Source organism: Devosia sp. T2-14 (assembly GCF_055397495.1).
The window spans coordinates 2,747,283-2,770,613 of record NZ_AP027921.1 but is presented as its reverse complement, the minus strand read 5'-3'; the positions used below and the strand labels follow the sequence as shown (position 1 = coordinate 2,770,613).

Annotated in this window: 27 protein-coding genes, 1 pseudogene and 1 riboswitch; of the genes and pseudogenes, 7 read left to right on the top strand and 21 right to left on the bottom strand. The window is 62.4% G+C overall.

Annotated elements, in window-relative coordinates:
• Positions 1-9 precede the first annotated feature (9 nt).
• From ACZ5WT_RS13485 to ACZ5WT_RS13445, 9 genes are all read right to left on the bottom strand, one after another.
• Positions 10-789, bottom strand: a complete 780-nt coding sequence (locus tag ACZ5WT_RS13485; RefSeq protein WP_464284302.1) for an ATP-binding cassette domain-containing protein — start codon at positions 787-789, stop codon at positions 10-12.
• A gap of 1 nt (position 790) precedes the next feature.
• Positions 791-1,918 (bottom strand): ABC transporter permease, encoded by a 1,128-nt coding sequence (locus ACZ5WT_RS13480; protein WP_464284301.1) that lies wholly within the window; start codon positions 1,916-1,918, stop codon positions 791-793.
• Between the two features lie 116 nt (positions 1,919-2,034).
• Positions 2,035-2,976, bottom strand: coding sequence for a sugar ABC transporter substrate-binding protein (locus tag ACZ5WT_RS13475; RefSeq protein ID WP_464284300.1), 942 nt, complete (start codon positions 2,974-2,976; stop codon positions 2,035-2,037).
• A 323-nt stretch (positions 2,977-3,299) separates the two neighbouring features.
• Complete coding sequence (locus ACZ5WT_RS13470) at positions 3,300-3,755, bottom strand: MerR family transcriptional regulator (RefSeq protein WP_464284299.1); 456 nt, start codon at positions 3,753-3,755, stop codon at positions 3,300-3,302.
• 24 nt (positions 3,756-3,779) lie between these two features.
• Positions 3,780-4,091 (bottom strand): integration host factor subunit alpha, encoded by a 312-nt coding sequence (locus ACZ5WT_RS13465; RefSeq protein WP_464284298.1) that lies wholly within the window; start codon positions 4,089-4,091, stop codon positions 3,780-3,782.
• A 240-nt stretch (positions 4,092-4,331) separates the two neighbouring features.
• Entirely contained in the window at positions 4,332-5,309 is a 978-nt protein-coding gene (locus tag ACZ5WT_RS13460) for a beta-ketoacyl-ACP synthase III (RefSeq protein ID WP_464284297.1), read from the bottom strand.
• The gene (plsX, locus tag ACZ5WT_RS13455) at positions 5,306-6,376 is read right to left on the bottom strand and encodes a phosphate acyltransferase PlsX (RefSeq protein WP_464284296.1); all 1,071 of its coding nucleotides are present in this window, start codon (positions 6,374-6,376) and stop codon (positions 5,306-5,308) included. Before plsX ends, ACZ5WT_RS13460 begins: the two co-directional genes overlap by 4 nt.
• Before the next feature lie 78 nt (positions 6,377-6,454).
• Positions 6,455-7,000 carry a YceD family protein gene (locus ACZ5WT_RS13450; RefSeq protein ID WP_464284295.1) on the bottom strand — a complete coding sequence of 182 codons (546 nt, stop codon included), beginning with the start codon at positions 6,998-7,000 and terminating at the stop codon, positions 6,455-6,457.
• Positions 6,997-7,524: a ubiquinol-cytochrome C chaperone family protein gene (locus ACZ5WT_RS13445; RefSeq protein WP_464284294.1), complete on the bottom strand. Its 528-nt coding sequence runs from the start codon at positions 7,522-7,524 to the stop codon at positions 6,997-6,999. The genes ACZ5WT_RS13450 and ACZ5WT_RS13445 overlap by 4 nt, the downstream gene beginning before the upstream one ends.
• Before the next feature lie 165 nt (positions 7,525-7,689).
• Here ACZ5WT_RS13445 and ACZ5WT_RS13440 point away from each other — a divergent pair, with 165 nt between their 5' ends.
• Positions 7,690-8,139 carry an outer membrane protein assembly factor BamE gene (locus tag ACZ5WT_RS13440; RefSeq protein WP_464284293.1) on the top strand — a complete coding sequence of 150 codons (450 nt, stop codon included), beginning with the start codon at positions 7,690-7,692 and terminating at the stop codon, positions 8,137-8,139.
• Between the two features lie 79 nt (positions 8,140-8,218).
• Here the strand turns inward: ACZ5WT_RS13440 and nusB are convergent, their stop codons facing one another.
• From nusB to glyA, 4 genes are all read right to left on the bottom strand, one after another.
• Positions 8,219-8,704, bottom strand: coding sequence for a transcription antitermination factor NusB (nusB, locus tag ACZ5WT_RS13435; RefSeq protein WP_464284292.1), 486 nt, complete (start codon positions 8,702-8,704; stop codon positions 8,219-8,221).
• Positions 8,705-8,807: 103 nt separating this feature from the next.
• Positions 8,808-9,908 carry a bifunctional diaminohydroxyphosphoribosylaminopyrimidine deaminase/5-amino-6-(5-phosphoribosylamino)uracil reductase RibD gene (gene ribD / locus ACZ5WT_RS13430; protein WP_464284291.1) on the bottom strand — a complete coding sequence of 367 codons (1,101 nt, stop codon included), beginning with the start codon at positions 9,906-9,908 and terminating at the stop codon, positions 8,808-8,810.
• Positions 9,905-10,381 (bottom strand): transcriptional regulator NrdR, encoded by a 477-nt coding sequence (gene nrdR, locus ACZ5WT_RS13425; RefSeq protein ID WP_464284290.1) that lies wholly within the window; start codon positions 10,379-10,381, stop codon positions 9,905-9,907. The genes ribD and nrdR overlap by 4 nt, the downstream gene beginning before the upstream one ends.
• Positions 10,382-10,390: 9 nt before the next feature.
• Complete coding sequence (gene glyA, locus ACZ5WT_RS13420; RefSeq protein WP_464284289.1) at positions 10,391-11,692, bottom strand: serine hydroxymethyltransferase; 1,302 nt, start codon at positions 11,690-11,692, stop codon at positions 10,391-10,393.
• A gap of 125 nt (positions 11,693-11,817) precedes the next feature.
• Positions 11,818-11,899: riboswitch (ZMP/ZTP riboswitch) on the bottom strand.
• 176 nt (positions 11,900-12,075) lie between these two features.
• On the opposite strand from glyA, the gene ACZ5WT_RS13415 reads away from it, so the two are divergent.
• Positions 12,076-12,519, top strand: coding sequence for a BA14K family protein (locus ACZ5WT_RS13415; protein WP_464284288.1), 444 nt, complete (start codon positions 12,076-12,078; stop codon positions 12,517-12,519).
• A gap of 1 nt (position 12,520) precedes the next feature.
• Here ACZ5WT_RS13415 and ACZ5WT_RS13410 read toward each other — a convergent pair whose 3' ends face one another.
• From ACZ5WT_RS13410 to ACZ5WT_RS13395, 4 genes are all read right to left on the bottom strand, one after another.
• Positions 12,521-12,733: a DUF6898 family protein gene (locus ACZ5WT_RS13410; RefSeq protein ID WP_464284287.1), complete on the bottom strand. Its 213-nt coding sequence runs from the start codon at positions 12,731-12,733 to the stop codon at positions 12,521-12,523.
• A 98-nt stretch (positions 12,734-12,831) separates the two neighbouring features.
• Entirely contained in the window at positions 12,832-13,989 is a 1,158-nt protein-coding gene (locus ACZ5WT_RS13405) for a L,D-transpeptidase family protein (RefSeq protein WP_464284286.1), read from the bottom strand.
• Positions 13,990-14,320: 331 nt separating this feature from the next.
• The gene (gene ldtR, locus ACZ5WT_RS13400) at positions 14,321-14,830 is read right to left on the bottom strand and encodes a transcriptional regulator LdtR (RefSeq protein ID WP_464284285.1); all 510 of its coding nucleotides are present in this window, start codon (positions 14,828-14,830) and stop codon (positions 14,321-14,323) included.
• Between the two features lie 211 nt (positions 14,831-15,041).
• The gene (locus tag ACZ5WT_RS13395; protein WP_464284284.1) at positions 15,042-15,446 is read right to left on the bottom strand and encodes a hypothetical protein; all 405 of its coding nucleotides are present in this window, start codon (positions 15,444-15,446) and stop codon (positions 15,042-15,044) included.
• A gap of 126 nt (positions 15,447-15,572) precedes the next feature.
• Here ACZ5WT_RS13395 and ACZ5WT_RS13390 point away from each other — a divergent pair, with 126 nt between their 5' ends.
• Entirely contained in the window at positions 15,573-16,310 is a 738-nt protein-coding gene (locus ACZ5WT_RS13390; protein WP_464284283.1) for a helix-turn-helix domain-containing protein, read from the top strand.
• Here the strand turns inward: ACZ5WT_RS13390 and ACZ5WT_RS13385 are convergent.
• Positions 16,307-16,696, bottom strand: a complete 390-nt coding sequence (locus ACZ5WT_RS13385) for a DUF6163 family protein (RefSeq protein ID WP_464284282.1) — start codon at positions 16,694-16,696, stop codon at positions 16,307-16,309. The genes ACZ5WT_RS13390 and ACZ5WT_RS13385 overlap by 4 nt on opposite strands.
• Before the next feature lie 94 nt (positions 16,697-16,790).
• On the opposite strand from ACZ5WT_RS13385, the gene hemB reads away from it, so the two are divergent.
• The 4 genes from hemB to ACZ5WT_RS13365 all read left to right on the top strand — a co-directional run bounded on the left by hemB (position 16,791) and on the right by ACZ5WT_RS13365 (position 20,339).
• A complete protein-coding gene (gene hemB, locus ACZ5WT_RS13380) occupies positions 16,791-17,804 on the top strand; it encodes a porphobilinogen synthase (protein WP_464284281.1) in 1,014 nt (337 codons plus the stop codon).
• A gap of 156 nt (positions 17,805-17,960) precedes the next feature.
• A complete protein-coding gene (locus ACZ5WT_RS13375; protein ID WP_464284280.1) occupies positions 17,961-18,464 on the top strand; it encodes an RDD family protein in 504 nt (167 codons plus the stop codon).
• A 60-nt stretch (positions 18,465-18,524) separates the two neighbouring features.
• Positions 18,525-19,253: an arginyltransferase gene (locus ACZ5WT_RS13370; protein WP_464284279.1), complete on the top strand. Its 729-nt coding sequence runs from the start codon at positions 18,525-18,527 to the stop codon at positions 19,251-19,253.
• A gap of 99 nt (positions 19,254-19,352) precedes the next feature.
• Entirely contained in the window at positions 19,353-20,339 is a 987-nt protein-coding gene (locus ACZ5WT_RS13365) for an endonuclease/exonuclease/phosphatase family protein (protein ID WP_464284278.1), read from the top strand.
• 3 nt (positions 20,340-20,342) lie between these two features.
• Here ACZ5WT_RS13365 and ACZ5WT_RS13360 read toward each other — a convergent pair whose 3' ends face one another.
• From ACZ5WT_RS13360 to parC, 3 genes and pseudogenes are all read right to left on the bottom strand, one after another.
• A complete protein-coding gene (locus ACZ5WT_RS13360; protein WP_464287251.1) occupies positions 20,343-20,483 on the bottom strand; it encodes an antibiotic biosynthesis monooxygenase family protein in 141 nt (46 codons plus the stop codon).
• Between the two features lie 83 nt (positions 20,484-20,566).
• Positions 20,567-20,659, bottom strand: a pseudogene (locus ACZ5WT_RS13355) (Dabb family protein); the annotation flags it as partial.
• Positions 20,656-22,926: a DNA topoisomerase IV subunit A gene (gene parC / locus ACZ5WT_RS13350; RefSeq protein WP_464284277.1), complete on the bottom strand. Its 2,271-nt coding sequence runs from the start codon at positions 22,924-22,926 to the stop codon at positions 20,656-20,658. The gene parC and the pseudogene ACZ5WT_RS13355, both read right to left, overlap by 4 nt.
• Positions 22,927-23,331 lie beyond the last annotated feature (405 nt).

Sequence of the window (23,331 nt, the reverse complement as noted above, 5' to 3'; positions counted from 1 at the left end):
ATTCAGATATCAGATCGTGCCGCCCAGCGACGCGCTGAGTTCGGCCATTTCGGCGCCACCGGCCATCATATCCTGCAGCGCCTCGGGGGTGATTTCCCCCCGCTTTGCAGTGCCCAGGGTTTTGCCCCGGTTGAGCACAGTGAAGCGGTCGCCGACTGCCATGGCATGACGCACGTTGTGCGTGATGAATACGATGCCAATGCCAGCCTTGCGCACCCGATCAATCGTGGCAAGCACATTGGCAGTCTGACGCACACCCAGCGCCGAGGTGGGCTCATCGAGGATGAGAACCTTGGCGCCGAAATAGACGGCCCGGGCGATCGCGACGGTCTGGCGCTCGCCGCCAGACAGCGTGCCCACGGCTTGGCCGGGCTCGCGCAGGTTGATGCCCATGCGGCGCATTTCTTCCATGGTGACGCGCGTGGCCATTTCTTCATCGAAGAACTGGAAGGGTCCCCAGCGCTTGCGCGGTTCGCGGCCCATCCAGAAATTGCGCGTCACCGACATGAGCGGGATCATCGCTAGGTCCTGATAGACGGTGGCGATGCCGGCGCTCATGGCGTCGCGTGGATTGGCGAAGATCACCGCCTGGCCATTGACCCGGATCTGCCCGGAACTGGGCTTGTGCACCCCGGCCATGGTTTTGATGAAGGTGGATTTGCCCGCACCATTGTCGCCCAGCAGGCAATGGCATTCGCCCGGCAGCACAGACACCGAGACGCCATTGAGCGCAATGACCGGCCCGAAGCTCTTGGTGATGTCGATGAGTTCGATCAGCGGTTCGGTCATTTCAGCGCTCCCCGGTGATCAGGCGGCGGATATAGGTATTGAGGATCACTGCCAGCAACAGGATGACGCCGAGGAACACGCGGAACAGCGAGCTTTCGACACCGGCAAAGAATAGCCCCTGCTGCACGACGCCAAAGATCAGCGCACCAAGCGCCGCCCCAATGACGGAGCCATAGCCGCCGGTGAGCAGCGCGCCGCCGATAACCACGGCGATGATGGCCTCGAACTCCTTGAGCAGGCCGCGGTCGGCCGCAGCGGAGCCGAACTCCATGACCTGAGCGGTCGCAAACACCGTGGCGCAGAAGGCCGAGAAGACGAACATCAGGATTTTGACCCGATTGACCGGCACGCCGACATAGCGCGCGGCCTGAGCGTCGCCGCCCGAAGCGAAAATCCAGTTGCCGAAGCGGGTCTTGGTCAGCAGGACATGGGCAAAGATGATCAGCGCCAGGGCCCAGACCATCAGCATGGGAATGCCATCGACCACCGGCTGGCCAGCGCGGTTGCCGGCCTTGAAGGTGGCAATCCAGCCCATATCGGCGAGCCAATAGAAGAAGAAGCCCAGCACCTTGCCGCCGAAGATGGGCGCGAGCCAATCCCCTGCTGCCGCCTCGCGCACGCCGCCAATGATGGTCTGGCGCGTGGTGGTGATGGCCACATAGATGGTCAGGCCGCGCAGGATGTAGAGCGAGGCCAGCGTGACGATGAAAGACGGCAGGCCGGTCTTGATGACCAGATAGCCATTGGCGGCGCCAATCAGCATGGCGACGAGGAAAGCGGTGATGATGGCGGCCCACATCGGCCAGCCCAACTGCACACTGAGCACCGCGATGACGATGCCGGCAAAGCCGATCATCGAACCGACGGACAGATCGAACTCGCCCGCGATCATCAGCAGGCAGGCGCCCACGGCGATAATGGCGAACTGGGCGGAAACCACGCCCCAGTTCATGATGCCGTCCGGAGCGAACATGCCCGTGGAGCCGGCGACGATGAAGAAGTAGCAGAAGACGAGGATGGTGCCTGCCATGGCGCCCAATTCGGGCCGCATGAGCATGGTGCGAAGGCGCGAACGATGGGCGAGGCGCTCGTCGGCCGCGGCGGGTGTCTGGGCGGTCGGCTGGGTCATGTCTCGATCTCTCTAGGCGCGCCGCATGGCCTTCCGCCGGAGGCGAAAGTGGGCTCGCGCGCTTGGTGTCATCGAAAGAGGCGGCCCCGGCTTTTGCCGGGGCCGCTCAGCGTCTGCTAGCGATATTCGCCGGCGTACTTCTCAACCAGGTTGATATTGTCCTTGGTGATGAAGCCGGGGCCCGAATTGATCGAGTTGCCGGGCACCACGCCATAGCGGGCCAGATTGGTCAGGATCACCACCGGCAGGTAGCCCTGCAGGAAGGGCTGCTGGTCGATGGCGAAGTTGATCGTACCGGCCTTGATGGCCGTCGAGATTTCCGGCGACAGGTCGAAGGTCGCGAAGAAGAGCGTTCCGGCCTTGCCGCTCTGGTCGAGCGCAGCAATGGTGGGATGCGCCGAGTTCGGGCCGAGCGTCAGGATGCCGTTGGTGTCCGGATTGGTCTGCAGGTAGGCCGCGACCTTGGACTGCACTTCATTCGGGTCAATGCCGGAGTCGATCATCTGGCTACCCAGCTCGACGCCAAGCGCGTCGGCAAAGCCCTGGCAGCGCTCAACCGAGGCCGGATTGGTGATGTAGTGGTTGACGCAGAGGAACTTGGTCACGCCGGCCGCCTTGGCCTTCTCCCCGGCCCCAAAGCCGGCGTCGTATTCAGGCTGGCCGACATGCAGGAGCGCGCCGATTTCCTTGGACTGCTCGATGGTGCCCGAATTGATGGTGATCACCGGAATGCCACGCGCCACAGCGTCTTCCAGCGGCCCCTTGAGGGCGTCGAAATCGGCGATGGTGGAGATGATGCCATTGGGCGAAGACGCAGCCGCCTGCTCGATGATGCGCGCCATGTCCGCGAGATCGCCGGTGGGTGGATTGCGGTATTCGACGGTGACGCCCATCTGATCGCCCGCAAGCTTGATGGCGTTCTTGATAGTGTTCCACCAGCTATCGGAATCGGGAGCGTGGCTCACCAGAACAAAGCGTTCTCCCTCGGCGTATGCAGGCATGACGGCAGAAGCAACCATTGCCGTGGCCATAAAGCAGGCCAGTGCGATCTTCTTCATTTCGTTTCTCCTCCACAGAGCTGGTGTCCGGTTCACCGGCTGTTCTCCCCGGATGTTCCCTGGCACGGGAATTCTCAGTATCGGCGGCCAAGCGCCTGATTTTGCTGACACAACGGCGTGGCCCAGGGCGCTTGCGCCCGGCTCCCTGCCCCATCCATTGCCGTCCAATTTCGTCAAATGAAATACAGGTTCCGCATTGTTGTCAATACGGAATGTTCATTCCAAAATTGGTATGGAAGTGGTGAAAACAGCCCAAATGGAAGCGCCCCGGCGTGCGGTTGGCGCGCCAAGCTAGCAGCTTGATGGAGGGGATTTACGCGACCTCAGTTCTCGCGGGCGCGTTCCAGGATGCGCTTGCATTCGAGCAGTTCGCGCAGCACTTCGGAGAGCTTGTCGCGGGATTCCCGATCGAGCGCGGGGCTGGCCAGCATGACGGCTTCTTCGACTTCCGCCTCATCGCTGGCCTCTTCGGCCATTTCGATCATCGGCAGGATTTCTTCGAGCGGCTTGCCCTCGCCGACGGCGATGACATAACGCGGGCCCTGGTCCTTCAGGATCCGCTGGACGCCCTTGATGGTGAAGCCCTGATCGTAAAGCAGGTGACGGATGCCGCGCAGCAACATCACGTCTTCGGGGCGGTAATAGCGCCGGCCGCCGCCGCGCTTCAGCGGCTTGATCGTGTTGAAACGAGTCTCCCAAAAGCGCAGGACGTGCTGAGGCAGGTCCAGCTCTTCAGCCGCTTCAGATATCGTCCGGAATGCGTCGGGAGACTTGTCCACGGAGGCGGTGACTCACTGGATGGCTTATTTTCCAGCACGAACCATAGATTTGTTGATCTTGGACTTCAACACGTTGGATGGCTTGAACACAAGAACCTGCCGGGGAAGGATCGGAACCTCCTCACCCGTCTTGGGATTCCGGCCGATGCGCTCGTTTTTCGAGCGGACCTGGAACGATCCAAAGGAAGACAATTTCACATTGGCGCCGCCGATCAGCGCATCGCCGATGAGCTCGAGCACGCGCTCGACCAGCTCTGCCGACTCGGTCCGGGAAAGGCCGACCGTTCCATAAACTGCTTCGGCAAGATCAGCTCGCGTAACCGTCTTCTGCGTCATCCGTGCCCCCGTGTTGCTGAAAGGATTAAATCCCCTGTCGGGATGCAGACATCCGCATCCCAACCACATCTCGTTGGCCGGTTCCCTGCTCGGGTAAACCGCACCGCGGGAATCCGTACCCTTCATCAGCGCTACCGGACCGCCACAACCCCTCGTTCGGCCGATTTCTGCGCTGGGTTCCTCTACCCGCAAGGACACTAACGCCTTGAAAGGGTTGAGGTCAATCAGGCGTGAAGGACGTTACCACCGAATGAGGCAGGCACCCCAGGTAAAGCCGCCGCCCATCGCCTCGAGCATGACCAGATCGCCCTTCTTGATGCGGCCATCGGCAACGGCGACGCTGAGCGCCAGCGGCACCGAGGCAGCCGAGGTGTTGGCATGCAGGTCGACCGTGGTCACCACCTTTTCGGGCGGCAGGCCGAGCTTGGCCCCTGCCCCGTCGATGATGCGCTTGTTGGCCTGATGCGGCACGAACCAGTCGAGGTCATCGACGGTGTAGCCGGTCTGTTCAAGCGTGGCGTAGACCACGTCGGTGATCTTGCCCACGGCGTGGCGGAACACTTCGGGACCCTGCATATGCACATGGCCGGTCGTGCCGGTGGTCGATGGACCGCCGTCGACATAGAGCTTGTCCCAATGGCGGCCGTCCGAGCGCAGGGCCGAGGCCAGCACGCCGCGTTCCTGCTCGCCGTCGGCCAGCTCGGTCTTTTCCATCACGACCGCGCCGGCGCCGTCGCCGAACAGCACGCAGGTGGTGCGGTCGGTCCAGTCGAGCAGGCGGGTGAAGGTTTCGGCGCCGATGACCAGCGCGCGAGTCGCCAGGCCGTTCTTGATGTAGCTGTCAGCGGTAGCGACGGCATAGACGAAGCCAGAGCACACGGCCTGGATGTCGAATGCCATGCCGTGGTTCATGCCGAGCTTCATCTGAACCAGCGTCGCGGCAGACGGGAAGGTATAATCAGGCGTGGTAGTAGCGACGACGATCAGGTCGATCTCATCGATGGTCACGCCGGCAGAGGCCATGGCCTTGCGGGCCGCCTCTGCTGCCAGATCAGAGGTGAACTGGCCTTCGGCAGCGACGTGGCGCTCCTTGATGCCGACACGCTGCTGGATCCACTCGTCGGATGTATCGACCATGGTCGCCAGCTCGGCGTTGGTCAGGACCTTCTCGGGGAGATAGCCGCCGACACCGCGGATGATTGTACGCGTCTTGGTCACGCCGGTTTCGCCTCAGGTTCGGGATCAACGGTCTCCGGGACCGTCTTGATAGGAAAGCGCTGCATGGTATCGCCGATCTTATCGATCAGGCGGCTGCGCGCCATTTCATAGGACAGGCTCAGGGCACTCTTGTAGCCGATCTCGTCAGTGCCGCCATGGGACTTGATGACGATGCCGTTGAGCCCAAGGAACACGCCGCCATTGACGGTGCGCGGGTCCATCTTGCGGCGCAGGGCATTGAGCGCGGAGGTCGCGAACAGCGCGCCGATGCGGCTCATCAGATTGGACTTGAGTGCGTTGCGCAGGTAGGTGCCGACCTGGCGGGCGGTGCCTTCGGCGGTCTTGAGCGCGATATTGCCGACAAAGCCCTCGGTGACGACAACGTCGACCGTGCCCTTGCCGATATCGTCGCCTTCGACGAAGCCGTGATAGGCAAAGCCGGAGCCGCTGGCTTCGGTGAGGATGCGCCCGGCTTCCTTGATGTAGTCGAGACCCTTGACCTCTTCAGTGCCCACATTGAGCAGGCCGACGGTCGGGGTGTCATCGTCGAACAGGCAGCGCGCGAGAGCGGAACCCAGAATCGCATAGTCGACCAGCTGCTTGGCATCGGCGCCAATGGTGGCCCCCATGTCGAGCACGATGATATCGCTGCGCAGCGTGGGCCAGATGGCGGCGATGCCGGGACGGGAAATGCCCTGCATGGGGCGCAGGCAGAAGGTGGCCATGGCCATCAGCGCGCCGGTATTGCCGCCGGAGATTGCGACGTCGGCTTCGCCGTCCTTCACCGCCTGGATGGCCATCCACATGGACGACGTTCCCTTGCCCTTGCGCAGGGCCTGACTGGGTTTTTCGTCCATGGCGATGACCGTCTCGCAGTGGCGTACGGTGCATGCCGACTTGAGCTCGGGAAACTCTTCGAGGAGAGGAGCAATCTGCTCCTGCCGTCCATGGAAGATGAAGCGGGTATTCTTGCGCTCGCGCAAGGCCAGTGAGGCGCCGTGGATCACCGCACGGGGCGCGTTGTCGCCGCCCATGGCGTCCACTGAGATTGTAATAGTGTCGGTCATTTCCGCCCGTTCTACGCCTCACTAGGAGGCAAGCAAACATATCCCATCAGGGAGTCGGTGCAAGCCCACTCACCGTTTCTAGCGGTCAGTATCAGTGGACTTCTTGAGCTTTTCTAAGGCTGCAAAGGGCCCGGAAGGCTCATCGCCGATTTTCACGCCGAGCGTATCAAGGCTCTCGCCCGGGTGGCGCGGATAGGGATCGATCGCCAGCGCCATGGTCTCGATCAGCAGCGCGCTGAGATCAACCTCGGGACCGTCGATATGATCGGGAAAGTCGTCATCTTCAAGGTCGATGAACATTTCGGAGCCGGGCGTCGGCTTGTGGGCGGTCGCCTCCGGCAGGTACACGCGATCGACGACTTCGTCGATATGCTGGCCAACCGGCTCGAAGGAAACCACCGAGGGCTGGACGATATCGGCGGTGACGCGGCCCTGGGCCCGGATGCCGCCGCGCAGAGGCACGACGGTCAGCATCGCATCGAACGAATCGACGGCGCTGAGCTTGAGGGCCTCTGCCAGAACGGCGCGGGTCGGCTCATCGAGCGACACCTTGAGGTCGCGGCCGGACGCAGGAAGACGGTCGAGTCGCACGACAGCGTCGAAAATAGGATCGTGGGCGCTCACGCTGCCACCTCAAAACGGAGTTCGCCGCCGGTGATCGTCTTGGCAGGCTGTTCGCTCAGCGCCCGATCTTCGGCCAGCAGGTAATCGGCCAGGGCCGCGATATGCGGGCCCTCAGTGCCGTCAAAGACATTGCGCGACAGCACGGCCTGCAGCGCCTGCGCATCGTTGCGGTCCATCGCTTCGTTCATCGCCGCGAGCAGACCAAAGAAGATATTGCCCATCTTCTGGATGCGCTTCGGAACGCCGAGGTCGCCTACCCCCATTTCGCGCAGGGAGCGGTCCATATCCTTGAAGAAGAGATCGAACACGGCCTGGCTGAATTCTTTCTGATCGCCGGTTTCGGCGCGCAGACGCCGGAACAGCAGCGCCATATGCAAGCTGATCATGTCGAAACGGCCAGTGACGGTATCGGGCACCTGCCAATCCGCGTAGAAGCGGGGTTGCCGGGATTGCGCCACAATAGCGCTATAGACGGCATAAACCGGTTCGGTGGCAGTATTCTTGCGAAACAGTGACAGGATCATGGGATTGCGCTCAGCATCTTGTTGGGCCTAACACTGGCAAACTGGCCCGCCAGACCATTGCCAACTTGCCAGAAGGACGGGTTGGCAGCTACACATTCCGGCGACCACAAAGGCTCGGCCTTGTTGTGGAGCCTATAGTCGAGAGCCATCGGGAAAGTCAAATTCATGCCCCTGCGTACCGTTTCCGGTTCCATCGCGCCGCTCGCCGCTGCCGCCCTGCTCGCCCTGACGCTTGCCGCGTGCACCAGCAGCAATTCGCTGATCACCAAGCGGACCCAGGGATACGAGATCTCGGATAGCGCGCTGGCTCAGATCCGTCCTGGCCAGAGCCAGCAGCTGGTGACCATGGTGCTCGGCTCGCCGCAGTCGACCAATACGTTCGGCGACCAGTCTGCATTCTATTATGTCGAGACCAAGGTGCGTCAGACCTCGTTCGGTATGACCATGGTCGACTCGCGCAAGGTGCTGGTCGTCTATTTCGACAAGAACAAGAAGGTCATCGACAAGGCCGTCTATGGCCTGAAGGATGGCAAGACCGTCGCCATCGAGAGCCGCCGCACGCCGTCCTACGGCGAAGACCGGTCGTTCATCGACTCGATCCTGTCGAGCTTCTAGGTTCACCACCAGAACAACAAAAAGCCCTGCGAAAGCGGGGCTTTTCTTTTGGGGTGGTTCTCGCGAATGCCTGGGAGGACTACGCCTCGTCGTTGCCCGTCTCGCGGGCAATCGCGTCGAGCGCCGCGTTGACGAGCCCTGTGGCGTCGTCTTCGTAGAAGGCCTTGGCCACGTCTACATATTCGGTGATGACGACGCGCGAGGGAATGTCCTTGCGCCGCAGCAGCTCGAAAGCCGCCGCACGAAGGATTGCGCGCAGGGTTGCGTCGACGCGCTCAACCGGCCAGCCATCGGCCAGGGCACGGTCCACGGCGGGATCGATCGCCAGCTGGTGGCGGGTCACGCCGGTGACGATCTGGCGGAAGAAATCCGCGTCGGCAGGAAGGTACTGCTCGCCCTCGATTTCGCGACCGAGATGGAAGGCGCCAAACTGGGCCAGCGTGTCCTCGAGCGTCGCGCGACCGACGTCCATCTGATAGAGCGCCTGAACGGCGGCCAGACGGGCGGCACCGCGCTGGTTGGCGGGGCGGTTCGCTTGTGGATCGCGTTTGGGGGCGTCGGCCATGTCTGCTTTCATCTTTGCTGTGTGGCCGCAGGGCCGCGATGCCAAAATCGGGGGAATGCAACCCCATAATCTTCCCCGCAGGGAACTTCAACCGGGGGCGCTGCTATTCTCGCAGCGCGGGTCGCTCGTAAAGGGTCAATTCGTCCTCGCCCAGTGCCCGCCGCTCGACCTCAACGAGGCCCGCAGCCTCGATCACGTCGGCAATCGGCCCATCCGTGCTGGCCGGAATGCCGTCATCTTTCAGCAGAGTTTTGCTGGTGATAAGCGCGAACCGGTCAACAAGATCGGCTTCGAGGAGCGCCGCCGTGAGGCGCTGGCCGGGCTCGACCAGCAGGTTCTGGACGCCCTTGCCGCCGATGGCCCTGAGCGACTCGACGAGGTTGGGGCGGCCCTTCTGGCCAGCCACGCGGATGACCTCAACCGATACTGGAGCATCAATCTTGGTGTTGGTTTCTGCAATGATTGCAGTGCGATAGCCGGAAAAGCCGCCAATCAGATTCACGTCGCGGCCGATACCTTCGACGCCAGCCAGCACGATGCGCAGCGGGGTGCGCGCGGCCAGGCCGGGCAGATCGACGGAGAGATCTGGATCGTCGCTGCGGGCGGTCGCGCCGCCAATGAGGGTGGCGTCGGAGCGCGAGCGCAAGACGTCGACCCAGTGCCGCGCCGCCGGACCCGGCAGGTTCCCCCTGCCCCCGGCAGCGAGCCCGATCTTGCCATCGGCGGAGACGGCAAGCACGGCGGTGACCTGCGGGCGCCCGGCGATTTGCCGCAGCACATGGCCGGCATGCAATCGCAGCGATGGCAGGTGATCGGCGATGATTGTCTCGATGCCGGCAGATTCGAGCAGCGCGACGCTGCTGCGATCCGGCGAAGCGGCGGCGCCGATAACGACGCGCATGATGCCGGCGCGGATGATCGCATCGACGCAGGGCGGAGAGCGGCCCCAATGGTGGCAGGGTTCGAGCGTCACGTAGAGGGTGCAACCGGCCGCGTCGAATCCGGCGGCCTCGATGGCCTGGGCCTCGGCATGCGGGCGCCCGCCCCTGGCGGTTACGGCCCGTGCCAGCAAGGTGCCCGTGCGTTCATCGACAACCAGCGCGGCAACCGCGGAATTATCGGCGGTCGTGCCGAGAAAAGGCGCGGCATAGCGCGCCGCGGCGTCGAGCCAGCGCTCGTCCTGTGCAGTCGTCGGATTGGTCACTCGTCGTCCCGGACGCTTCCCTGCCCATCGGCAAGTTCGGCAAGGAAATTGCGGAAATCGTCGGCAGCCGAAAAATTCTTGTAGACCGATGCAAAGCGGACGAAGGCCACGTCATCGAGGCCCTTGAGGCCGTCCATGACATATTCGCCGATCTGGTCGGAGGTGACTTCGACATCGCCCAAGCTCTCGAGCTGGCGGACGATGCCGGAAATCATGCGTTCGATACGGTCGGTGTCGACGGCTCGCTTGCGCAAAGCCGTATAAACCGAGCGGGCGAGCTTTTCGCGATCGAAGGGCACCTTGCGGCCACTCTTCTTGACCACGGTCAGTTCGCGCAGCTGCACCCGCTCGAAAGTGGTGAAGCGGCCGCCGCATCCGTTACAGACGCGGCGACGGCGGATAGCCCCGGAATCCTCGGTCGGCCGGCTGTCCTTGACCTGCGTGTCGTCATTTCCGCAATAGGGACAGCGCATACCGGATCCTTACTGGCCGTAGACTGGGAAGCGATCGGTGAGGGACTTCACCTTCGCACGAACCTGAGCTTCGACGGCGCCGTTATTATCTTCGCCGTTTTCCTTGAGGCCATCGAGCACTTCGATGATCAGCTCACCGATCAGCTTGAACTCTGCCTCGCCGAAACCACGCGACGTACCAGCCGGGGTGCCCAGGCGAATGCCCGAGGTGATGGCAGGCTTTTCGGGGTCGAACGGCACGGCGTTCTTGTTGCAGGTGATGTGCGCGCGCTCGAGCGCCTTCTCGGTCGCCTTGCCGGTCAGGCCCTTGGGACGCAGATCGACCAGCATCAGGTGGTTATCGGTGCCCTTGCTGACGATATCCACGCCGCCCTTGACGAGGGTCTCGGCCAGCACCTTGGCGTTGGCGACGACCTGCGCGGCATACGCCTTGAATTCAGGCTGCAGGGCTTCCTTGAACGCCACGGCCTTGGCGGCGATGACGTGCATCAGCGGACCGCCCTGGATGCCCGGGAAAATGGCCGAATTGATCTTTTTGGCGATCTCTTCGTCATTGGTCAGGATCAGGCCGCCGCGCGGACCGCGCAGGGTCTTGTGGGTCGTGGTGGTGGCGACGTGGGCGTGCGGGAACGGGCTGGGGTACACACCGCCAGCGACGAGACCTGCCACGTGGGCCATATCGACGAACAGGATGGCCCCGACTTCATCGGCAATGGCGCGGAACTCCGCCCAGTCCATGACGCGGGAGTAAGCCGAGAAACCGGCCACGATCATCTTGGGCTTGTGCTCGCGGGCGAGCTGGCGAACCTGGTCCATATCGACCAGACCGTCCTGCTTGCGCAGGCCGTACTGGATGGCGTTGAACCACTTGCCGGACTGGTTGGGCTTGGCGCCGTGGGTCAGGTGACCACCGGCGTCGAGCGACATGCCCAGGATGGTGTCGCCGGGCTGGACCAGCGCCTGATAAACGCCCTGGTTGGCCTGCGAGCCGGAATTGGGCTGCACGTTGGCATAGCCGACGCCGAAGAGTTCCTTGGCGCGATCAATGGCCAGGGTTTCGGCGATATCGACATACTGGCAGCCGCCATAGTAGCGGCGGCCCGGATAGCCTTCGGCATACTTGTTGGTGAGGACAGACCCCTGTGCTTCCAGCACGGCCTGCGAGACGATGTTCTCGGAGGCGATCAGCTCGATTTCGTCCTGCTGACGGCCGCGCTCGCTGTTGATGGCGGCGGCCAGTTCCGGGTCGGTATCGGCGACGGAATTGGTGAAGAAGTTCGGGAAAAGCGAGGGAGATGCGGCGGAAGTCATAGGGTAGTTACCTCGCGAGCGACGAAGTGAAATGGCATTGCGGTGGCCTTAACACGCCGGAACGTGCGATTCCAAGGCCGGGAGGGTTTTGCGGGGTGTAGATACATGGGGGCTCCCTGTTGACGGATGGGTGCCCAGGCGAGCGGCATTTCAAGTTCGCGTTCCCCGATGGTACACCATCTCTTCTCGCCAGTAGCGCGAACGGCTCATTTATGGCGCAGAACAAAGCCAATGTGAAGTGGGCCCCGCTGGCGATCGGGCTTTGTGGATCCGTAAAATTGTCGCAGAAGACTTCACTGATCGCTCACCAGCAAAACCAACGCTTAATAGACAAATTTTACGCAAGATGGCTCCAGGACAAATAAGAATCCGCAGGGGGCAATATGAAATCTTCCATCTCGAAAATTACGGCCATTGTTATGACTGGCTTGCTGACGGTAACCAGCCTTACCCCGGCCCAGGCGCAGGACACCCAGCTCAGCTTTGGCCAGCGCAAGCAAGTGGTGCAGAGCTATTGCCAGTCTGCCCCGCAGGACTGGAACTGCAGCGGCTACTGGTTCTGGGGCGACCGCGAATACGACGCTTTCTACTATCGCAACCGCACCAATCTGGAGCCGCTCGTCGCGGGCATTTTGGGCCTGGCAATCGGCGCGATCATTGCCGGTGCTATCGCCAACGGCAACAAGAGGGCACCCGCGGCCGACCCCGCCCCTACCCGTCTTGATCGCGGCCATGTCGCCCGCTGCTATGCGCGCTACAAGTCTTACGACGAGCGTACGGATACCTTCATGGGGTATGACGGCTACCGCCACCCGTGCAATCTCTAGACTAGGCGTATTTGCCACGAGGCTGGGGCGACGGCGATTGCTCGCTGCCCAGCTTCCTTTGCAGCTTGGCCAAGGCAAGGCGCTGCATATCGTTGCGGGATGCGTTGAGCGGGGCGATGACCACAACCTCGACGCCCGTGGTGGCATCGATGGCGGCGACCCGCATCTGCTGGCCGACCTGCACGAACTCGAAATAAACCTCACCATCGGCCATGTTGGTTCTCCCGCCCCGACATTAGCAGATTCTCGGCTCGCCAAAAGCAAACGCCCTCCGGATGGAGGGCGCTACTCTTGTTCTAAACGTTAGCGGGCTCAAGCTTCAAACTTGACCTTGCCCTGGGCGTCGAAGTCGTAGACGTCGTCGCGGAAGCTGACGGTGCCCTGACGGTTGGCCCAGGCAGTGATGTAGGTGGTGTGGATCGGCACGCGGGCCTTCACCTCGACATCGAGACGCTGCAGGGACGCGAAGGTCGAATCGACCTTGTTCTGATCCCAATCGCCATTGTCGCGCAGCAGCCAGTTCACCAGCTGGTTGACGCCCTCGACGCGCACGCAGCCCGACGAATGGAAGCGCGCATTCTCTCCGAACAGCGCCTTGCCGGGCGTGTCGTGCAGGTAGACGTCATGGGGATTGTAGAAATTGATCTTGCAGTGGCCCATGGAGTTTTCGGCCCCGGGCTCCTGGCGATACATGTAGTTGATCGCGTTACCGAGATTATCCCAATCGATGGTGGAGGGAGAAACCTCCTGCCCCTTGCCATCGTAAATATGGATGTTCTGCTCGGTCAGGTAATTCGGGTTTTCTTTCATGTACTTGGTCAGGTCGCGTTCAACGAGCGACTTGGGCACATGCCAGTACGGATTGAAATTGATCTGGCTGATCTTGCTGGCCAGGATCGGGGTGGCGCGATCGACGCGGCCAACGACGGCCGTGTGGCGCTGCTCGACCATGCCGCCATCCACCGCCTCAATGGTCGCAGCAGGAATGTTCACCACCACGTAGCGCGGGGTGAGGTTGGAGGCCATGTTCTGGACACGGGTGAAGTTGAGGTAGAGCTGCTGCAGGCGGGTCGCGGCCGGAACGTTCAGCGCATACCAGGTGGCTTCATCGACCTGGCCATTGACCTGCAGGCCATGACGCGCCTGGAAGGTGCGCACGCCGCGGTCGGTGGCTTCGTCGAACAGGTCGTTGACGTTGGGGACCAGAACCATGTCGCCCGACGAAATCAGCCGGCGCTTGAGCGCGATGACCGCAGAGCCGGACTTGCCGAGCAGCAGCCGGAACGCTTCCTGGGGCACCTCTTCCCAGCCGCCATTGGCGACGAAGGGTTCGTACTGGGAAATCGCCAGCTGCAGGTTATGCGCGGTGTCGAAGGACAGGATGGGCTCATTGGTGGCGATGAGCGCCTGGGCAGCAGCGGTGTTGCTATCCCTATCGGCGTTACGCAGCACATTGCCGCGGTTCATCATGTCGAAAATGGATTCCTGCCCACGAGCCACTGCGGGAAGCGCGAGGGAAGCCCCTGCCAACGCCGAGTATCGGAGAAGAGAACGTCTATTCAGCCGCATTGAGTCACCTGAAAATTCCAGCCCCTAAGGCCGGGTAGCCCTACCATCGCGTCCAACAGCCCACAACGCGGTCAACCGCATTTGAACTTTTTCAGACCTCGTGAACCATGAATACACGGGAAATGGTTTCAACCGCGTAACGAAGCTGGTCGCGTGGGTTTGCGGCACAAATGTGAACGCCGGCCCCAAGGACCGGCGTTCGCGAACAGATGTGGCACAGGCGCAACAGGCCTTAGAGCTTGTAGAGGATCTGATCGACCCAGAAGCGCTCGAGGCGGGCGAGAGCCTTGTTGAGGCCGTCGAATTCGTCGTCACCAAGGCCGCCGACCTTGTCGATCGACTTGAGGTGACGGTCATAGAGCTCGTCGATCACTTCGGCCACTTCTTCGCCCTTCGGGGTCAGCTTGATACGGACCGAGCGGCGGTCGGAACGCGAGCGCTCCTGGAAGATGTAGCCGGTTTCGACCAGCTTCTTGAGATTGTAAGAGACGTTCGAGCCCAGGTAGTAACCGCGCGAGCGCAGCTCGCCAGCGGTCAGTTCCGCGTCGCCGATATTGAACATCAGCAGGGCCTGAACCGGGTTGATGTCGTCCCAGCCCATACGGTCGAACTCGTCCTTGATCAGGTCGAGCAGGCGGCGGTGAAGACGCTCGACGCGCGAAACAGCTTCAAGATAGAGCGGCTTCAGGCTCTTGGGACGTTCCGAAGTCATTACCTCGGCTGCGTTGGATTTGATTGCCATTGGTGCCTCACTGTTTTGCAGTCTGTGCGATTTTTCGCATCTCATGAGGCCAAACTACGGCGTGCGGACTAAGATCGCCCTAAGCAGCGTGATTAAGAGCATCTTACTGGAAAGCAATGAGAATTTGGCTTTATAGTTCGTTACACCAGTAGAGAAATTTGTAACCTTACGAGGGTGTGAAGAGCGGCGGACCTCTCTTCAACGCGAATGCTCAGAGCATCATGCGCACGCCGGCCAGCTTGATCACGACGACTCCGGCGACGGCGATTGCCTGCCCTATCAGCAGGGCCATGCCTATGGCCGTAAGGCTTGGCGCGTGCACCACGGCGAGGGCAATGCTGCCCAGCACCCAAGTGATGTCGCCGCCAATATTGCCGAACATCACGCCGCGCGTCGGGCGGGCGGCACGGGCCACATAGAGGTTGAATGCCGCCCATGGCAGCAGCAACAGGCCGATGGTGGAGAGGAAGCTCTCCGGCAGGGTCCAGCCGACAATCTGGGTCAGTGGGGCGGCCGTCAGGAACAGCACCACGCCCATTGCGCCGGAGACGACGGTATCGGCGGCATAAATGAAGCGTGGGGACAAACGGGGGCTGGTTGCGGTCTGGGTCGTCATGGCTGGCTCCGGGACGGTGTTTACTACGGCCCCAGACTGACGATCGCTGGTCATGGTCTCAATTACGTCAGAGGTAATGGAATTGTCGCAGCGGCTCATCCATGCTGGCGGAAAAGGGAGGTCAGCATGTTCAGCACCATGTTGCGGGAGTGGCGCGGCCGTCGCGGGATGAGCCAGATGCAGCTGGCATTGAGCGCCGACGTTTCGACGCGCCACGTTTCCTTTATCGAATCCGCACGGTCCCGGCCGAGCGCCGAAATGGTGCTGCGGCTGGCCGAGGCGCTGGACATGCCGCTGCGCGAGCGCAATGCGATGCTGGCGGCCGCCGGGTTTGCGGCACAGTTCGGCGACAGCGACTGGCACAGCGAGGCGATGGCCGAGGTGCGGCAGGCAGCGGCGCTGCTGCTGGCGGCCCATGAGCCCTACCCCGCCATCGTGCTGGATGTGGCGTTCAATATCCTCGATGCCAACCCGCCCGCCTGGGCAATGATCGGCGCGGGCCCCGGCGATGCCGGCAAGATCAACCTTGTCGACCTGGTTTATCGCCCCGGCGCGGTGCGCGACTCGATCGTCAATTGGAGTGACGTTGCCGAATATCTGTTGCACCGGATGCGGGAAGGCGTGCGCCGCCATGGACCGGAATCGGCCATCGGCGCGGTCTTGCGGCGGGCCATGATGCAGCCGGGCACGGCGGAGCTGTCGACGGTTCGCAGCCATTGGGGAGGCGCGGTACTGCTGCCGCTCGAGTTTCGCAGCAATGGCGTGACGACGCGCTGGTTCACCACAGTCACCAGCTTCGGCGCGCCACAGGATGCGCTGGCCGAGGAAATCACGATCGAGCAGTTTCACCCAAATCCGGGCTAGTCGGTGGAGCGGGCCCGATCGAGGCGGAAGGCCAGCACGAAGATGACCACGATAGCGGCGAGCAAAGCCACGCGCACGGCAAAGCCAAAGGCCGACATGCCCACATCTGTGCTGCCCATGAGATAGAGCGCCAGCTCGACGACGGTGACGCCAACCAGCATCACGGCGCCCCAGCTGGCCTTGATCCAGAGGCCAACGGCCGCAAACAGGCGGGCAAGCGCAAAGATGGACAGGTAGACGAATCCCGTCATGCCCATCGCGGCGATCGGGCTGACCGAACCGAGATTGACACCCAGCAGACGCGACGCATCGTTCAGGCCGAGCAGCAGGCTGATGATGGCAACGATGCGAACATAGATGCCAATAGGCTGGGCGTTGAAATCCATGACGCGTTTCTAGCTGCCCCTTGCGAATGCGACAAGCCGCACCTTGGACGGCGCTAACGGCTTTGATATTGAGGGCGCAATATAAGGAGCCCCCATGGCCGACAATTGGCAGAAGCACGACATGTCGTTTCTCGATGGACGCCGCCTTCGGCGCACGCGCCAGACGGCGTGGAGCCGGGCCATGGTGCGGGAAACCCTGCTGACCCCTTCCGACCTGATCTGGCCGCTCTTCGTCATCGAGGGGCACAATGAAAAGACCGGGATTCGCACCATGCCGGGCGTCGAGCGCCTGAGCATCGACCTGTGCGTCGAGGCCGCCAAGGCCGCCCGAGACGCGGGTATTCCGGCGCTGGCCCTGTTTCCCAATACGCCCGACCACCTGCGCAGCGAAAACGGCGTGGAAGCCTTCAACCCGGACAACCTGATGTGCCGGGCGCTTTCGGCCATCAAGAGCGCGGTTCCCGAAATCGGGCTGATCGCCGACGTGGCGCTTGATGAGTATTCGAGCGACGGCCAGGACGGGCTGGTGCGGGACGGCGAAATCCTCAACGACGAGACTGTCGACGTCATGGTCCGCTCGGCACTGGCGCAGACCAAGGCAGGCGCCGACATCATCGCGCCGTCGGACATGATGGACGGCCGTGTTGCCGCCATCCGCGCCGCGCTCGATGCCGAAGGGCATGATCAGACGCAGATCATGTCCTATGCCGCCAAGTATGCTTCGTTCTTCTATGGCCCCTTCCGCGAGGCCGTCGGCACAGGGGCGCGGCTCAAGGGCGACAAGCGCACCTACCAGATGGATTATGCCAACTCAGATGAAGCGATGCGCGAAATCGCGCAGGACATCGAGGAAGGCGCCGACAGCGTGATGGTCAAGCCGGGCATGCCCTATCTCGATATCGTGCGCCGGACCCGCGACACCTTCAACATTCCCGTCTACGCCTACCAGGTGAGCGGGGAATACGCGATGATCGAGATGGCCGCCGCCGCCGGCGCCATCGACCGCAAGGGTTCGATCATGGAAAGCCTCTATGCGTTCAAGCGCGCCGGAGCCAACGGGGTGCTGACCTATTTCGCGCTGGAAGTGGCGCGGGAGCTGGGGCGCTAGGATCATGCCGGGCCCTTGTGGTTCGATGCTTGCGAAGAGTTCGCATCGCACCACGAGGGCTGCTTTGGATGCCGTGTTCCAAGACCCAGCCATACGCGGGCACATTTTTGTGACCGGGTACTTGCGTCGCACCGCGCCCGTAACAATCTTGTGCTCATGAACCAGACCAGCACCACCCTGCCCGATCCGAGTACCGCCCCCGAACTGTTCGAGGGGGTGCTGACGCGCCGCGTCATCGCCTTTTTTATCGACACGCTGATCATGGGCGCGATGATTGTCGCGTTCGCTCTGGTGGGGCTGATTGCGGGCTTTCTGACCTTCGGGCTGGCCTGGCTTGCCCTGATCTTCGTCATTCCGGCGACCATCGTCGTCTATTACGGGTCCACGCTGGGCTCGTCGAAGCGCGCCACGCTTGGCATGCAGGCCATGGACATCGTGCTGACCCCAACCCGTGGCCAACCGCTCGATGGCTGGATGGCGGTGATCCACGCCGTCCTGTTCTGGATGACCACCTGGATTTCCTGGCCGATTTCGCTGCTCTTCGCGCTGTTCACGCCGCGCCGCCAGATGGTGCACGACCTTATCGTGGGCACCCTGATGGTGCGTCGCTCGCCGATGGAACGCCACTGGCGCGCCTCGCAGGCCCGGCAGGCATACTGAACCGTTGCCCGGGGTGCACAGGGGGAGTAGATTGGCCTGAATGCACCCAATGGGCATTCGATGACCGACCAGACGCCTGAAACCACCCAACTCTTTTTGACCGCGGCCATGCCGTGTCCCTACCTGCCAGGCAAGCAGGAGAGGAAGCTGTTTACCCATCTGACGGGTCGACGGGCGGCGAGCCTGCATCATCTGCTGAGCGAGAACGGGTTCCGGCGCAGCCAGAACCTGATCTACCGCCCGGCCTGCGAGGGGTGCAGCGCCTGCCAGTCGGTACGGATCGTCGCCAACGAATTCGAGTCCAGCCGCCGCTTCCGCCGCGTGCTGCATCGCAACGACGACCTGAGCGTCGAAGTCTGCCCGACCCGGGCAACCCATGAACAATATGACCTGTTCAAACGCTACCTGGAGCGTCGCCACGCCGATGGCGGCATGAACCAGATGAGCTTTATCGACTATGAATACATGGTCGAGGACACGCCGGTTCAGTCGGTGTTGGTGGAATACCGGCTGCGCGGCGACCCGGAAAACCGCCTGGTGGCGGTAGCGCTGACCGACGTGATGCCCGACGGGCTTTCGATGGTTTATTCGTTCTACGATCCGGACATGGCCGACCGGAGCCTGGGGACCTACCTGATCCTCGACCATATCTCGCAGGTGCGCTCCGCAGGGCTGGACTATGTCTATCTGGGCTATTGGGTCAAAGGTTCGCCCAAGATGGCCTACAAGGCGCAATTCCGTCCGCTGGAAGTGCAGATGGGCCCGCTGGGCTGGTGCCCACTCAAATAGCATTGGCGTGAGCAAGGGACATTTCCGTTGCAGCCGCGATGGCCACGCGGATAGTGTCCGCGCCGTCACCTGCCCCTTCCCCTTTCCGCCGGACGTTTCATGGCTGCCATCAAGATGCTGATCCGGCTTGGCTTTGTGCTGGGTTCGCTGGGCGTAGCCCTGCTGTCGATTCTGGCGCTTTTCGGCTTTGCGATTCCCGAATTCGACCTGCTGAACCATGCGCAGATCTTCCTGCTGGCGGGCACGGCCATCGGGCTGATCGTCGTAGCGGTGGCCCTGAGGGGCGTCTGGCGCAGCATGGCTGTGATCGTGATGCTGGTGGGCCTTGCGGCATCGGCCAATGTGATGCTGCCGGAATATCTCGGCGGGATCAGCGCCCGCCCGCCGGCTCCGGAAAGCGGCACCATCAAGCTGATGACGCACAACCTGTTTGGCCGGAACTACGAGATGGACAAGGTGACGGCGGCGATTTTTGCCGACGATCCCGACATCATCGTCCTGCAGGAGTATTTCGGCGAACAGGCCAGCGAGCTGCATCCGCTGCTGATTGCCCGCTACCCCAATTTCGTCCGCTGCCGCGGCGGCAAGCGGGCCAATCTGGGCCTCTACTCGCGGCTACCCTTCACGCAGATCGAGGACGGCGCCTGCCCGAGCGACGCCTATACCACCACACGCACTGCCCATATCCTCGCCCAATTCGAAACCGCCACCGGCAAGCCCTTCACCGTAATGACCACCCACATGGATTGGCCCCTTCCGGTGCAGCGTCAACGCGACCAGCTTAGCGAGCTTTCACGGACCGTGGACAAGATCGAGGGGCCGCTGGTGCTGGGCGGGGATTTCAACTCGACGCCCTGGTCCTATGCGCTGCGGCAATTCGTGGCCGACAGCGGGCTGGTCCGGCAGACAATGAACCTGCTGACCTTCCCCAAGACCTGGTTCTATTTCGGGGAATGGCGCGCCACTGTGCCGTTCCTGCCGCTCGACCACATTATCACACGCGGCGTGGTGGTGCACGATGTGCATGCCGGCCGGGCGACGGCCAGCGATCATCTACCGGTCGTCGCCACGTTCTCGGTGGAATGAGCGCTAGGATTTGACCTTGAGGTCAAACACCAGAATGCCACCATCTCGTCCGCCTTCGAGCGCAGCCACCAGGCGGGCACCGGCTGCACGGTGAGCCGGGTGGACCAGATACCCCGTGAGCGCGGCCTCGTCGGCGAGATCCATGATGAAGCATCATTGAAGCCGAGCGAGCGGCCCTCGGGCGATACGTTGGGGCCAAAATCAGCCGACAGCAGGCCATCGATCTGGCCCACAAGCGCATTGAGTCCAGCGTAGATGCCAGCGCGTTCGTCGGCACTGACATCGGCTCGAAACTTCACAAAAACGCAGTGCCTGATCATCCGACGAACTTGTTGTTGCGCGGGAAGCCGTTGGGCGGCTGACGGCCGGCGCTAGCACGATCGCCGTTCCAGTCGGTCAGCTCTTCCATCGGCTTGGTGAAGGTGCGGCCGGAACTGTCGGTCCAGGTGAGGCCGTCGGCGGCGTAGAAGGTCTTGAGGTCGGAAATACCGCCATCCTTGTAACGCTGCAGGCGCACGCCCTTGCCACGGCCCATCTCGGCGAGCTGGCTCAGCGGGAAGACCAGCATCTTGCGGTTCTGGCCAATGACGGCCACCCGGTCGCCCGCCACCGGCACGAGAAGCGCCGCTTCGTCGGGGCTGGTGACGTTGAGGATCTGCTTGCCCTTGCGGGTATTGGCGACCATGTCGTCTTCGTTGACCACGAAACCGTAACCTGCCGTCGACGCGACGATGCGCTTCTGACCCGGGCGGTAGACGAAGATATCGACGATATCCTGGCCCTCTTCCATGTCGACCATGATGCGGACCGGCTCGCCCTGCCCACGACCGCCGGGCAGCTTGTCGCCGGCGAGGGTGTAGACCTTGCCACCGGTGGTGAGCATCAGCAGCTTGTCCGTGGTCTCGCATTTGAGGGTCAGCTTGAGGCGGTCGCCCGCCTTGAAGCCCTTTTCGTCATTGGCCTCGACAGCGTGACCGCGCGGCGCACGAATCCAGCCCTTTTCGGACAGTATGATGGTGATCGGCTCGCGCTCGATCAGGGCTTCAGTGATTTCGGCCAGATCGGCATTGGGCGCGGTGCCTAGCACTGTGCGGCGCGCGCCCAAAGCGTGCGGCGTGCCATCGGGATTGGTCAGCGGATAGGCCTTCTTGATGGCCTCGACTTCCTTGCTGATGGCGCCCCACTGGCGCTTGTCAGAGGCCAGCAGTGCCTGAAGATGCCCCTGCTCTTCGGTGAGACCCGCGTGCTCCTTGCGCAGCTCGATTTCTTCAAGTTTGCGCAGAGAACGCAGGCGCATGTTAAGGATGGCTTCGGCCTGCACGTCGCTGAGCTCAAAGGTGCTCATCAGGGAGGCTTTGGCATCATCCTCTTCGCGGATGATGCGGATGACCTCATCGAGATTGAGATAAGCGATGATGTAGCCGGCCAGGACCTCAAGGCGATGCGCAATCTGATCGAGGCGGTGGGTCGAGCGGCGAACCAGCACTTCCTTACGGTGCTCAAGCCAGGCCTTGAGCACCTGCGCGAGGCTCATGACCTTAGGCACGGCGCCCTTGTCGAGCACGTTGAGATTGAGCGGAAAGCGGGTTTCCAGATCGGAGAGCTTGAACAGCTGCTCCATCAGGATCACTGGATCGACAGTGCGGGCGCGCGGCTCGAGCACGAGGCGGATGTGGTCCGAGCTTTCGTCGCGCACGTCCTTCAGTAGCGGCAGGCGCTTGGCCAGCAGAAGTTCGGCGATCTTTTCGACCAGACGCGACTTCTGGATGCCGTAGGGAATCTCGGTGACGATGATCAGGTAGACGCCGCGGGCGGATTCCTCGACTTCCCACTTGGCGCGCAGCCGGAATGAGCCGCGACCGGTGGCGTAAGAATGGGCGATCGAGGACTCGGATTCAACCAGAATGCCGCCGGTTGGGAAGTCGGGGCCCCTGACGAACTGAGTCAGCTCCTGGGCGGAAGCCTCTGGATTTACATTGATAAGATGCAAGGCCGCGTCGCAGAGTTCGCTCACGTTGTGTGAGGGAATGGACGTGGCCATGCCCACGGCGATGCCGGTGGAGCCGTTGGCGAGCAGGTTCGGGAAGTTCGACGGGAGCACCACCGGCTCTTCGTCTTCGCCGTCATAGGTCGGCTTGAAGTCGATGGCGTTCTCGGTGATGCCTTCGAGCAGACGCGTCGCCACGTCGGTCATGCGGCTTTCGGTGTATCGCATGGCCGCGGCGCCATCGCCGTCGATGTTGCCGAAGTTGCCCTGCCCGTCGACCAGCGGATAGCGCAACGCAAAATCCTGCGCGAGGCGCACCAGCGCGTCATAGATCGACTGGTCGCCATGCGGGTGGAACTTACCGATCACGTCGCCGACGATACGCGCCGACTTCTTGTAGCCCTGGCCCGGATCGAGCTTGAGCAGGCGCATGGCATGGATGATGCGGCGATGCACGGGTTTGAGGCCGTCGCGCGCATCGGGGAGCGCGCGCTGAGTGATCGTGGACAGTGCGTAGCTGAGATACCGCTCTTCGAGGGCCTGCTTGAGGTCGACGACGCGCTGGTCGTCGGCAGGAGGCAGGGTTTCGGAGTCGGACATCGGCAGTTCTTCCAGGGGAACGAATCAGGAAAGCAGTATAGCGGGCAGGACCGGTTGTCCCCAAAATTGGGGCTGAAACACGCGGTTTTGCACGGGTTATGGCGCGAAAAGACGCCGCCTGACAATGGTGTCGGCAGTTACCGGGATGGACAGCGTTGCATGCGGCGAAACCTGCCTCATGAGTTTGTTTAGTAAGCGAGACAAAGCCTCGCCGCATGCGATGGGATTTCTGGAGGGCGGACTATCTGGCGGGGCATGGCCCAACCTTCCGCGGTCCCACAGGGCTGCGAACTTCCCCGCTCCCATCAGCCTTCCCACAAGCCGGTCCGCGCGACCCCGCTGGTAGTGTGAGTTGGTGGGCGGAGTATGCGCGCGGTTTGAGTGGCGGGGATAAGGGGGATAAGT